A 12295-nucleotide genomic window follows, 5' to 3' on the forward strand; every position below is an offset into this window, starting at 1 on the left:
TGTAATTTGAGCTTTTTAAATACGAAACCTTGTAGTGAAATGTGTTGTAACGCTGCATGACGCGGTTAGCCCGTGTATACTGTGCGAAGATTCACACTTCTGCTTTTTATACATCAACCCTAATCAACTGAAACGTCATCATGGTTCAAGGCACGCTATACATTGTTTCCGCTCCAAGTGGGGCTGGAAAATCAAGCCTGATTCAGGCTTTACTGAAAACACAGCCGTTGTACGACACGCAGGTATCCATTTCGCATACTACGCGTGCAAAACGTCCCGGTGAAAATCATGGTGAGCATTACTATTTTGTTTCCGAACAAGAGTTTTGCCAGATGATTGAGGATGATGCCTTCCTTGAGCATGCCAAAGTTTTTGAAAACTACTACGGCACCTCACGTTTGGCCATCGAGCAAACTCTGTCTACCGGCGTTGATGTCTTTTTAGATATTGACTGGCAAGGTGCACAGCAAATTCGTAAAAAGATGCCGGCAGCGCGCAGTATATTTATTCTGCCTCCTTCAAAAGACGAGCTGGATCGTCGTTTACGAGGCCGTGGGCAGGATAGCGAAGAGGTTATTGCCAAACGAATGGCACAGGCCGTCGCAGAAATGGATCACTACGCGGAATACGATTATTTAATCGTAAATGATGATTTCGATTTGGCATTGTCCGATTTGAAAACCATTATTCGCGCCGAACGACTGCGTTTAGACCGCCAAAAACAGCGGCATGACGCTTTAATCAGCAAATTATTGGCAGACTGAACCGAGTTTCAGTATCATGCCCAGTCATTTCTTCACCTGTGGAGTAGCAGAATTATGGCACGCGTAACTGTTCAAGACGCTGTAGAGAAAATTGGTAACCGTTTTGACCTGGTGTTGGTCGCTGCTCGTCGGGCGCGCCAAATCCAGTCTGGCGGTAAAGATGCACTGGTTCCAGAAGAAAACGATAAAGTTACCGTTATCGCACTGCGTGAAATCGAAGAAGGCCTGATCACTAATCAGATCCTTGATGTTCGTGAACGCCAAGAGCAGCAAGAGCAAGAAGCCGCAGAAATTCAAGCGGTTACTGCCATTGCCGAAGGTCGTCGTTAATTAGTAATTAGACTGTGAGTCTGCCTTGTACCTGTTTGAAAGCCTGAATCTGCTGATTCAACGTTACCTGCCAGAGGAGCAGATTAAGCGCCTCAAACAGGCATATCTTGTTGCGCGTGATGCTCACGAGGGTCAGACACGCTCCAGCGGTGAGCCTTATATTACTCACCCGGTTGCCGTGGCCTGTATCCTGGCGGAAATGCGACTCGACTACGAAACCCTGATGGCGGCGTTATTGCATGACGTCATCGAAGACACGCCTGCGACATATCAAGATATGGAGCAACTGTTCGGGAAAAGCGTAGCTGAGTTGGTCGAGGGCGTATCCAAACTCGATAAATTAACCTTCCGCGACAAGAAAGAGGCCCAGGCGGAAAACTTCCGCAAAATGATCATGGCGATGGTGCAGGATATCCGCGTCATTTTGATCAAACTGGCAGACCGCACGCACAATATGCGCACTCTGGGTTCTTTACGCCCAGATAAACGCCGCCGCATAGCTCGTGAAACCCTCGAAATTTATAGCCCTTTAGCCCATCGTTTGGGTATTCATCATTTGAAAACCGAGCTTGAAGAGCTGGGTTTTGAAGCGCTATATCCCAATCGCTACCGCGTCATCAAAGAAGTGGTAAAAGCCGCTCGCGGTAACCGTAAGGAAATGATTCAAAAAATCCTGTCGGAGATTGAGGGTAGGTTAACCGAAGCGGGTATACCTTGCCGGGTCAGTGGACGTGAAAAACACCTCTATTCGATCTATTGCAAGATGAATCTTAAAGAGCAACGTTTTCACTCCATTATGGATATCTATGCTTTTCGCGTCATTGTGAAAGAAGTGGATACCTGTTACCGGGTTTTAGGCCAGGCTCATAGCCTGTACAAGCCGCGCCCCGGCAGAGTAAAAGACTACATTGCCATTCCCAAAGCTAACGGTTATCAATCGTTACATACCTCATTAATTGGCCCTCACGGCGTTCCTGTCGAAGTACAAATTCGTACTGAAGATATGGACCAAATGGCCGAAATGGGTGTTGCCGCACACTGGGCTTATAAAGAACAGGGCGAATCCGGCACCACGGCTCAAATCCGCGCCCAGCGCTGGATGCAGAGCCTGCTGGAATTACAGCAAAGCGCGGGCAGCTCATTTGAATTTATCGAAAGCGTAAAATCCGATCTGTTCCCCGATGAAATTTACGTTTTCACCCCAGAAGGTCGCATCGTCGAACTACCGGCGGGCGCAACGCCGGTAGACTTCGCCTACGCGGTACACACCGACATTGGCCATGCCTGCGTCGGTGCCCGTGTAGACCGCCAGCCTTACCCTCTTTCGCAGGCGCTTAGCAGCGGCCAAACCGTTGAGATTATTACCGCTCCGGGAGCCCGCCCTAACGCTGCATGGCTGAATTTTGTTGTGAGTTCAAAAGCCAGGGCCAAAATTCGTCAGTTGCTGAAAAACCTGAAACGCGATGAGTCCGTTAGCCTTGGCCGACGTTTACTGAATCACGCTTTGGGCAATGGCCGTAAGTTGGCAGATATTTCTCCGGAAAATATCCAGCACGAACTGGATCGCATGAAACTGGCATCGGTAGACGATCTGCTGGCTGAAATCGGTTTAGGCAATGCCATGAGCGTAGTGGTTGCGAAAAATCTACTGGGTGACCCTGCTAATATCGCCGCGTCAGGCACCAGAAAACTGCCAATTAAAGGCGCTGATGGTGTGTTGATTACCTTCGCTAAGTGTTGCAGACCTATTCCGGGCGACCCGATCATTGCGCATATTAGCCCAGGCAAAGGCTTGGTGATTCACCATGAATCCTGTCGGAATATCCGTGGCTATCAGAAAGAGCCAGAGAAATTCATGGCGGTTGAATGGGATAAAGTCACCGAGCAAGAATTTATTGCCGAAATTAAAGTCGACATGTTCAATCAGCAAGGCGCTCTGGCTAACCTAACTGCGGCTATTAATGCGGCTGAATCAAACATTCAGAGTATGAATACCGAAGAGAAAGATGGCCGAATCTACAGCGCCTTTATTCGCCTGACAACGCGAGATCGTATCCATTTGGCGAATATTATGCGTAAAATTCGTATCATGCCGGACGTAGTCAAAGTCAGCCGTAACCGCAATTAAGGCCTATGAATCCCCAACGCTATGCGCGGATTTGTGAAATGCTTGCCACCAGACAGCCGGATTTAACCGTCTGTCTGGAGCAAGTACATAAACCCCACAATGTTTCCGCAATCATTCGTACCGCTGATGCCGTAGGCATTCATCAAATCCATGCAATTTGGCCCACCGCAGAAATGAATACCCTGCTGTCTGCTGCCGCTGGCAGCAATAGTTGGGTTCAGGTTAAAACACATCCCGAAATTAGCGGTGCGGTCCAACATTTCAAAACCCAGGGTATGCAGATTCTGGCGACACATCTTTCTGATAACGCCGTTGATTTCAGAGAAATTGATTACACTCGCCCAACCTGTATTCTGATGGGGCAGGAAAAAACCGGTATTTCAAAAGAGGCCTTAGCGCTGGCCGATCGCGATATCATTATTCCGATGATCGGGATGGTGCAATCTCTAAACGTTTCCGTTGCCTCTGCGTTGATTCTGTACGAAGCTCAGCGACAGCGGCAAAATGCCGGAATGTATCAGCGTGCAGCTAGCGTGTTGGATAAAGATGAGCAGCAACGGCTGCTGTTCGAAGGCGGTTATCCGGTTTTGGCACAGGTTGCCAAACGCAAGGGTCTGCCTCCTCCTCATATCGATGAGCATGGCCAGATTATTGCCGAGCCGCAATGGTGGTCTGCTATGCAAGCAACGGAGTCGTAAATGAAAGGCCACCTGCTCGATGCCGTTCCCCTGAGTACACTCTCCGGCGTTGGCGCAAGTCAGGCTGGCAAGTTGGCGAAAATGGGGCTGGAAACCATTCAGGATCTGTTGCTCCATCTACCTCTGCGTTACGAAGACCGCACCCGCCTTTATCGTATCGGTGACCTGCTACCTGGCATTTTTGCAACCGTGGAAGGCGAAGTGCTGCGCTCTGATATTAGCTTTGGCCGCCGTCGAATGCTGACCTGTCAGATAAGCGACGGCAGCGGTATTCTTACCCTACGCTTCTTCAATTTTAACGCTGCGATGAAAAACAGCCTGTCCCCCGGCAAGCATGTTATCGCCTATGGAGAAGCTAAGCGCGGCAACCACGGGCCGGAAATCATTCATCCGGAATATCGAGTACATGGAGAAAATACGGGTATTGAATTACAAGAGTCTCTGACTCCAGTTTATCCCACGACTGAAGGTATTCGTCAGGCAACGCTGCGTAAGCTCATCGATCAGGCACTAGCCTTACTTGATATCAGCGCTATCGCAGAGTTACTGCCGCAGGAACTCAGCCGCACGCTTATCAGTTTGCCAGATGCTATTCATACCCTGCATCGCCCACCAGCAGATATTCAGTTAACCGATCTGGAGCAAGGGAAACATCCGGCACAGCGCCGATTAATATTGGAAGAACTGCTGGCTCATAATCTCAGTATGCTGGCTGTACGGGCGGGAGCACAAAGCTACAAGGCTTTGCCGTTGCTCGCTGAAGAACAGCTAAAGCAACGTTTTCTGGCTAATCTCCCCTTTAAACCAACCTCTGCTCAACAAAGGGTTGTGGGTGAAATTGAACAAGATCTGACTAACCCTTTCCCCATGATGCGATTGATTCAGGGTGACGTGGGCTCGGGTAAAACACTGGTTGCCGCTCTGGCGGCGCTGCGGGCTATCGCTCATGGCAAGCAGGTCGCGCTGATGGCACCGACGGAATTATTAGCAGAACAGCACGCAAATACCTTCCGCCAGTGGTTCGAACCACTGGGGCTGGAAGTCGGCTGGCTGGCTGGTAAACAGAAAGGCAAGGCGCGGCTGGCACAGCAGGAAGCCGTTGCCAGTGGACGGGTTTCCATGGTGGTGGGTACTCACGCTATCTTTCAGGAACAGGTGCAGTTCTCAGGGCTGGCGCTGGTTATTATTGATGAACAACATCGGTTTGGTGTTCATCAGCGTTTGGCGTTATGGGAAAAAGGCGAGGAACAAGGTTTCCATCCTCATCAGTTGATTATGACCGCCACCCCAATTCCTCGCACATTGGCGATGACCGCATATGCTGATTTAGATACTTCGGTTATTGATGAATTACCTCCGGGAAGAACGCCGGTCACTACCGTTGCCATTCCGGATACCCGGCGCAGCGATATTATTGCCAGGGTGAAAAACGCCTGTCTGGAAGAAGGCCGTCAGGCTTATTGGGTCTGCACGTTGATTGAAGAATCAGAATTACTGGAAGCGCAAGCAGCGGAAGTGACCTGCGAGGAGTTGAAAGCAGCCCTGCCGGAGATAAAAGTCGGTTTAGTACATGGCCGAATGAAAGCCGCGGAAAAACAATCGGTTATGCAATCATTCAAACAAGGGGAATTGCAGCTGCTGGTTGCAACCACGGTGATTGAAGTGGGTGTCGATGTCCCTAACGCCAGCCTGATGATTATTGATAACCCGGAGCGCCTCGGTTTAGCTCAGTTGCACCAGCTGCGTGGTCGGGTCGGGCGCGGTGCAGTGGCCTCTCACTGTGTGCTGCTGTATAAAACTCCGCTCAGTAAAACGGCTCAAATGCGCTTGCAGGTTTTACGAGACAGTAACGATGGGTTTGTTATTGCGCAGAAAGACTTGGAAATACGCGGCCCCGGCGAATTATTAGGTACGCGGCAAACCGGTAGTGCAGAGTTCAAAGTTGCTGATTTAATGAGAGATCAGGCTATGTTGCCTGAGGTTCAGCGCATTGCCCGTCACCTTCAACAGCAATATCCTGAAAGTGCAAAAGCGCTGATTGAACGTTGGCTGCCAAAGCGATCTCGCTACACCAACGCTTAAATATTATAAGGGAAAGCCATTGCGGCTTTCCCTTTAAACACCGACTTTAGCCCGCAACTGCTGGGAATATTGGCAGCAACAGATAAAGTTTTATCACAATCGCATTGACGATATCGATGAAGAAAGCACCAACCATTGGCACAACCAGGAATGCCAAATGAGAAGGGCCGAAACGATCGGTAATCGCCTGCATATTAGCGATTGCCGTCGGCGTCGCGCCTAAGCCGAAACCACAGTGACCCGCAGCCAACACAGCCGCATCATAGTTTTTACCCATCACTCGGTAAGTCACAAAGATTGCGTATAGCGCCATCGCCAACGCCTGAACCACCAGAATAACCAGCATTGGTAAAGCCAGGGAAGCCAGCTCCCAAAGTTTGAGGCTCATCAGCGCCATTGCCAAAAACAGCGACAAACTGACGTTACCCAGCACGGAAACCGCACGGTCAAACACCTTGTAAAAGCCAACCATAGCCAGACCGTTGCTAAGGATCACGCCAACAAACAGCACGCAAACAAAGGTCGGTAATTCAAACATTGTGCCCTGTAGCAAGGCTGCAATGTGATGCCCTGCCATCAAACAAATGGCAATCATCGCAATGGTTTCGACCATCACCAACGGCGTAATCAGACGGCCAGTAGATGGTTTTTCAAATGCAGATGGCAGCTCGCTATCTTCCGGTTTTCCATCCGGCGTAGAAGAATGCTTCACCAGATAACGGGCCACAGGGCCGCCGATCAATCCACCTAAAACCAGGCCGAATGTGGCACAAGCCATTGCTACTTCGGTAGCATTTTCAAAACCATAACGCTCGACGAACAGTTTACTCCACGCCGCACCGGTTCCGTGACCACCGGAAAGCGTGATAGAACCCGCCAATAGGCCCATCAAAGGATCTAGCCCCATCAGCTTCGCTAACGCGATACCGATGGCGTTCTGCATTAATAGCAGGCCGACTACCACAAAAACGAATACGCTTAACGCTTTCCCGCCGGCACGCAGGCTGGCCAGATTCGCGTTCAAGCCTATGGTGGCAAAGAAAGTCAGCATTAGCGGATCTTTGAGGGACATATCAAAGCTGATTTCCCAGCCAAGAGTTTTTTGCACTAGCAATAACAGCAGAGCTACCAGCAAACCACCGGCAACAGGTTCGGGAATTGTATATTTAGTTAGGAAGGGAACCGATTGTACGAGTTTACGCCCTAGTAACAGAACCAGTGTGGCCGCTACGAGCGTGCCATAGGTATCGAGATGAAACATCCTGGTACTCCATGTAATTAAAATATCTAATAAAAATATGACGTTAGCCGAATCCTTAAAAAACGCCAAAGCAGGTTAGGGTGGATTAGAAAAAAAAACGCTGAGAATTACAAGTTTGGTGAGATAAAAATGCGAGCAGGCAACAAATGCGTATTTTGAAAAAATCGAAGCGCAACCGATTGCTTTTGTGAAGCGGATCATTAAAATGCCCCCTTTGCCGATTCTGGAATGCCAACCCATGACCACGCAATCCGCCGAGCTAAAGACCTCACGGCCGGCCTCTCATACTAATGCACCCAGCGAACTGATTTACCGATTGGAAGATCGTCCACCGTTGCCACAAACCCTATTTGCCGCTTGTCAGCATTTATTAGCCATGTTTGTGGCGGTGATCACTCCCGCGCTGCTTATCTGCCAGGCTTTAGGTTTACCGGCGCAGGATACCCAGCGAATTATTAGTATGTCCCTATTTGCGTCAGGACTCGCCTCTATTTTACAAATAAAAACCTGGGGACCCGTGGGTTCTGGTCTGTTATCGATTCAGGGCACCAGTTTCAACTTTGTTTCTCCGCTGATTATGGGCGGGCTGGCGTTGAAAAATGGCGGTGCCGATATCCCGACCATGATGGCCGCGCTGTTTGGTACGCTAATGGTCGCGTCTTGCACCGAGATCCTGCTATCTCGCGTTTTGCATTTGGCTCGTCGCATTATTACGCCGTTGGTTTCCGGCATTGTCGTGATGATTATCGGCCTATCGCTGATTCAGGTTGGCCTGACATCCATTGGTGGCGGATATGGCGCGATGAGCGATCATACCTTTGGCTCACCGAAAAACTTATTACTCGCCGGCGCGGTGTTGGTCGTTATTATCCTGCTAAACCGTCAGCGCAATCCGTACCTGCGCGTTGCTTCATTAGTCATAGCAATGGCCGTTGGCTATCTGTTGGCTTGGGCTATGGATATGCTGCCAGCCAGCCAACCTGCTGCCGAAACGGCTCTAATAACCATTCCAACGCCGTTTTATTACGGTTTATCCTTTGACTGGAACCTATTGATTCCGCTGATGCTGATCTTTATGGTGACTTCACTGGAAACAATCGGTGATATCACTGCCACTTCTGACGTTTCCGAACAACCGGTCAGCGGCCCGCTATATATGAAGCGTTTGAAAGGCGGCGTATTGGCGAACGGTTTGAATTCAATGGTTTCAGCCATCTTCAATACCTTCCCAAATTCATGCTTCGGTCAGAATAACGGCGTTATTCAGCTCACCGGCGTAGCCAGCCGTTACGTGGGGTTTGTCGTTGCTCTGATGCTGATTCTGTTGGGCCTGTTCCCTGCGGTAGCCGGTTTTGTACAGCATATCCCTGAGCCAGTATTAGGCGGCGCGACCATCGTCATGTTCGGCACTATTGCCGCATCCGGCGTACGCATTGTCTCTCGCGAAACCCTAAATCGTCGGGCGATTATGATTATGGCTCTTTCATTGGCGGTAGGTATGGGCGTGGCTCAGCAACCGCTGATTCTACAGTTTGCTCCTGATTGGATTAAAACCTTGCTGTCTTCGGGCATTGCCGCCGGTGGCATCACCGCTATCGTGCTGAATCTGATCTTCCCGCAGGAAAAGTAGCTTCCCTGGAAGTGACCCCCATAAATAAATCCAAATGGTCGATGCTATTGCAGCATTGACCATTTTTTATTCCTGATTAAAGGATTGTCTATTGAGGTCAGGGTCGAATTGCGGCATAAACGGAGATAACTTCACGCCAACAGACTGAGATTTACCAGATGAAAACTATCGGAAAAGTACTCCTGACGCTGTTACTGCTCCTGATGTTGCTGGTAGCCATCGCTTATTTACTGTTGCAAACCAGTTGGGGAGCTAAAAACCTCAGCCGCTGGGTGAGCGATAGCAGCCAATATCAGCTATCTCTGGGTAAAATCGATCACGATTGGTCTCAGCCGGGGCAGATTACCTTCAGCGATGTCATGATTTCGCAAACCAACAAGCCCGTCTTTCTTAACGCTGGGCAGGTTGTTTTTGGGCTCAGCTGGCGTCAAATTACCGAGCCACGACACTTCCGCAGCCTACTGTTACAACAGGGCAGCCTAAATCTGGACGCGCCTTCCCCAGCGTTAAATATTCAGGCCGATACGCTACGGCTGGCAAATATGGCGCTAAATACCGCTTCGCCCGGTTCAAGCATTCAAGGTAAGAATATCACTGGCGGTATTATTCCGTGGCAACCCAAAGCTGGCGATCGCTTGGGTGAGAACAACCAATTTCAGCTTAGCGCCGATGAGCTAACCATCGGTGGGAATGCTTTCGAAAATGTCTTTGTACAAGGTACAAAAAACAAACAGGCGCTTAAACTCACTAACTTCGGTGCCAATATCGCCCAAGGGGAACTGACCGGTGAAGCGAGTCGCGAGCAGGATGGCCGCTGGCAGGTAGAGCATTTGCGTCTCAGTAATGTGCGCCTGCAAACCGCGAAGACGCTGGACGATCTGTGGCATAGCTATACGCAACTGCCGCCGGTCACGGTTAAACGTTTCGATTTGATCGATGCGCGAGTCGAAGGCAATAACTGGGCGTTTAACGATTTGGATCTCACGCTAAAGAATGTGGCGTTTGAAAAAGGTGATTGGCGTAGCGCCGACGGCGAGCTAGCGCTTAATGCGGGGGATATTATCAAGGGTGATATCCATCTGATCGACCCTATGCTGACGCTGGAACTTTCCGATAACGGTGCGGCGATTAAACAATTTTCTACCCGCTGGCAAAACGGGCTGATCCGAGCTACCGGTAACTGGAACCGAGCCAATCATCAGTTACAGCTTAATGAGCTGGCGATTGTTTCTCTAGAATATACGTTGCCGGAAAACTGGCGGCAGCTCTGGCAAAAGCCACTACCGAGCTGGCTAGCAGCAGTACAGATCAATAAGCTATCCGCCAGCCGTAACCTGCTGATTGATATCAATCCTGATTTCCCATTCCAGCTCACCGCGCTGGACGGTTTTGGCAGCGATCTGGTACTGGCAAAAAATAGCCAGTGGGGAGTTTGGTCTGGTTCACTAACGCTTAATGCAGGTAATGCTACCTTCAACCGCAATGATTTGCGCCGCCCATCATTGGCTCTCACCGCTAATGATCAGCGAATAACCTTCAGCGATCTCAGCGCATTCACACCGGAAGGCTTACTGGAAGCCCAAGCTGAAATCGGGCAATCCGCAGAGCGCCCATTCTCTCTAACGCTGACGGGGCGTTCGGTGGATGTAAATTTCTTGCACAATTGGGGGTGGCCAAAACTGCCGTTCGAAGGCAAAGGAAATCTGAATGTGCAGCTAAAAGGCAGTCTGGCTCAGAGCATTCCCTTTAAAAGCTCGCTGAACGGCTCTTTAAAGGCGATAGAGAACGGCGGGCAACAAGTTGACCAACTGATGCAGGCTGGCGAAGTGAACGGCGTGACAACGCCCTGAGGCAATATAATTCGGGTTCTAACTGCTATTCTAACAACTAACCGACGTCGCACGAGGTTGTAGCCGTGATCTGCTGCAACCTCGCGCAAGAGGGGATAAGCGGCGGTTAACCTGCTTCGGCGTCCCCTGGCGTTACCGGCAACACCATATAAGTGCCTGAAAATACGGCTCCAGCATTTTCATCACCAAATAAATTCACTTCCAATTGCACCCGCGCCCTACGTCCACGCGCCAAACGATCCAGATCGCCACTGATCGAGCCTAAATCGGCAATGGCTCTTGGCCGTCCGGTCACTGGCGCGCTGTAGCGAATATGGGCATCGGCCAGAATAATGGTACCGCCGAGCTGGCGTTCACGCAGTAACAGCCAGATCAAACCCCATCCAGTCAGCGTTGCCAGTGAAAATAAACTACCGGCGAACAGCGTATGGTGGGGATTTTGATTGCCAGCCTCGGGCATGGTCGTCACAAAACGCTGCCCGGTGTATTGGCTGATACGCACGCCCATTTTCTCACTGAGCGGAATATGGTCGTACCAAGCCTGCTGTAGCTGACCACACCAGTCTGGGCGATGCAGGATATCATCCATGGTCGCCACCGGCTTAATCATCAAAAAGTGACGTACCGGCGTGGTTTGCGGCGCGGTAATTTCTCCCTGACTGACAAACCCCAGCTTGCCGAAGAACTCCACCGCATCTTCACGGGCGCTACACACTACCCGCTTAACCCCTTCCTGACGCGCTACGGATTCCAGCGTCATCGCCACCAGCGTGCCTAATCCTTTGCCCTGTACAGCCGGATCCACTGCTAAAAACCGAATAGCAGCCTCATTATCAGCATTGATATATAAACGACCAACGGCAACGGGTTTCCCCTGCTCGTCCACCACCATTTGGTGATGCGCCATTGCATCATAGGCATCCTTTTCGGAGCCAACAGGTTGATGCAGTGGTTTGCGTAACATTTCCCAACGGAATTGATAATAATCTTTAAGTTCTTGTTCTGTTATGGGTACGCGTAGGTGATACATAGAAGCTATCTCTCTTAGAAATCCATCAACAAAATGTATTCCGCTACCCTCAGTAATAACAGAGCCAGAATATCCCCACCCTAAACCTGTAGCCAGAAAGTCACCGGGCCGTCATTGACCAGACTGACTTTCATGTCCGCAGCAAATTGTCCTGTTTCAGTTTTTACACCACGCTCGCGACACTGAGCAACAAAATACTGATAAAGCCTGTCGGCTTCTTCTGGAACCGCACCGCGCGAAAAACTCGGCCTCATGCCTTTTTGGGTATCCGCCACCAGCGTGAATTGGGAAACCACCAGCAGGCTACCGCCAGCTTGCTGAACGTTGAGATTCATCTTGTCGTTTTCGTCACTAAAGATACGGTAGCCCAACACTCGTTCACACAAACGCTGCGCTTTTTGTTCGGTATCTCCTTGCTCAACGCCCAGTAACACCAATAATCCCGAGCCAATCGTGCCAACGGTAACGCCATCCACATCCACGCTGGCGCTTTGCGCTCGTTGAATCAAAGCAATCATAACA

At 50.2% G+C, this 12295-nt stretch carries 10 protein-coding genes; 7 read left to right on the forward strand and 3 right to left on the reverse strand.

Going from position 1 to position 12295, the window contains the following annotated elements:
* Positions 1 to 140 precede the first annotated feature (140 nt).
* The 5 genes from gmk to recG are packed head-to-tail and all read left to right on the forward strand — an operon-like array spanning position 141 to position 6002.
* Positions 141 to 764 (forward strand): guanylate kinase, encoded by a 624-nt coding sequence (gmk, locus tag ACQ4OC_RS12430; RefSeq protein WP_049601430.1) that lies wholly within the window; start codon positions 141 to 143, stop codon positions 762 to 764.
* Between the two features lie 54 nt (positions 765 to 818).
* Entirely contained in the window at positions 819 to 1094 is a 276-nt protein-coding gene (gene rpoZ / locus ACQ4OC_RS12435; RefSeq protein WP_004392061.1) for a DNA-directed RNA polymerase subunit omega, read from the forward strand.
* Positions 1095 to 1119: 25 nt separating this feature from the next.
* A complete protein-coding gene (gene spoT / locus ACQ4OC_RS12440) occupies positions 1120 to 3222 on the forward strand; it encodes a bifunctional GTP diphosphokinase/guanosine-3',5'-bis pyrophosphate 3'-pyrophosphohydrolase (RefSeq protein ID WP_064514632.1) in 2103 nt (700 codons plus the stop codon).
* A gap of 5 nt (positions 3223 to 3227) precedes the next feature.
* Positions 3228 to 3920, forward strand: a complete 693-nt coding sequence (gene trmH / locus ACQ4OC_RS12445) for a tRNA (guanosine(18)-2'-O)-methyltransferase TrmH (protein WP_071889792.1) — start codon at positions 3228 to 3230, stop codon at positions 3918 to 3920.
* Positions 3921 to 6002 (forward strand): ATP-dependent DNA helicase RecG, encoded by a 2082-nt coding sequence (recG, locus tag ACQ4OC_RS12450; RefSeq protein WP_430971209.1) that lies wholly within the window; start codon positions 3921 to 3923, stop codon positions 6000 to 6002. It begins immediately after the preceding gene.
* A 46-nt stretch (positions 6003 to 6048) separates the two neighbouring features.
* On the opposite strand, the gene gltS is transcribed toward recG, so the two are convergent.
* The gene (gltS, locus tag ACQ4OC_RS12455; protein WP_064514638.1) at positions 6049 to 7263 is read right to left on the reverse strand and encodes a sodium/glutamate symporter; all 1215 of its coding nucleotides are present in this window, start codon (positions 7261 to 7263) and stop codon (positions 6049 to 6051) included.
* Between the two features lie 238 nt (positions 7264 to 7501).
* Between gltS and ACQ4OC_RS12460 the strand changes: the two genes are divergently transcribed.
* Positions 7502 to 8893, forward strand: coding sequence for a nucleobase:cation symporter-2 family protein (locus ACQ4OC_RS12460; RefSeq protein WP_064514640.1), 1392 nt, complete (start codon positions 7502 to 7504; stop codon positions 8891 to 8893).
* Between the two features lie 158 nt (positions 8894 to 9051).
* Entirely contained in the window at positions 9052 to 10743 is a 1692-nt protein-coding gene (locus tag ACQ4OC_RS12465) for an AsmA family protein (protein WP_064514642.1), read from the forward strand.
* A gap of 106 nt (positions 10744 to 10849) precedes the next feature.
* On the opposite strand, the gene fabY is transcribed toward ACQ4OC_RS12465, so the two are convergent.
* Together fabY and dtd are read right to left on the reverse strand one after the other, a co-directional pair.
* Entirely contained in the window at positions 10850 to 11773 is a 924-nt protein-coding gene (fabY, locus tag ACQ4OC_RS12470; RefSeq protein ID WP_049601414.1) for a fatty acid biosynthesis protein FabY, read from the reverse strand.
* 80 nt (positions 11774 to 11853) lie between these two features.
* Positions 11854 to 12291 (reverse strand): D-aminoacyl-tRNA deacylase, encoded by a 438-nt coding sequence (dtd, locus tag ACQ4OC_RS12475; protein ID WP_064514644.1) that lies wholly within the window; start codon positions 12289 to 12291, stop codon positions 11854 to 11856.
* Positions 12292 to 12295: the final 4 nt, after the last annotated feature.

It is taken from the genome of Yersinia sp. J1 (assembly GCF_050586585.1).
Classification (GTDB): domain Bacteria; phylum Pseudomonadota; class Gammaproteobacteria; order Enterobacterales; family Enterobacteriaceae; genus Yersinia; species Yersinia entomophaga.

Coding starts and splice junctions, on each gene's coding strand:
- gmk (WP_049601430.1), top strand. CDS start 141: ATGGTTCAAGGCACGCTATACATTGTTTCCGCTCCAAGTGGGGCTGGA.
- rpoZ (WP_004392061.1), top strand. CDS start 819: ATGGCACGCGTAACTGTTCAAGACGCTGTAGAGAAAATTGGTAACCGT.
- trmH (WP_071889792.1), top strand. CDS start 3,228: ATGAATCCCCAACGCTATGCGCGGATTTGTGAAATGCTTGCCACCAGA.
- recG (WP_430971209.1), top strand. CDS start 3,921: ATGAAAGGCCACCTGCTCGATGCCGTTCCCCTGAGTACACTCTCCGGC.
- gltS (WP_064514638.1), bottom strand. CDS start 7,263: ATGTTTCATCTCGATACCTATGGCACGCTCGTAGCGGCCACACTGGTT.
- ACQ4OC_RS12460 (WP_064514640.1), top strand. CDS start 7,502: ATGACCACGCAATCCGCCGAGCTAAAGACCTCACGGCCGGCCTCTCAT.
- ACQ4OC_RS12465 (WP_064514642.1), top strand. CDS start 9,052: ATGAAAACTATCGGAAAAGTACTCCTGACGCTGTTACTGCTCCTGATG.
- fabY (WP_049601414.1), bottom strand. CDS start 11,773: ATGTATCACCTACGCGTACCCATAACAGAACAAGAACTTAAAGATTAT.
- dtd (WP_064514644.1), bottom strand. CDS start 12,291: ATGATTGCTTTGATTCAACGAGCGCAAAGCGCCAGCGTGGATGTGGAT.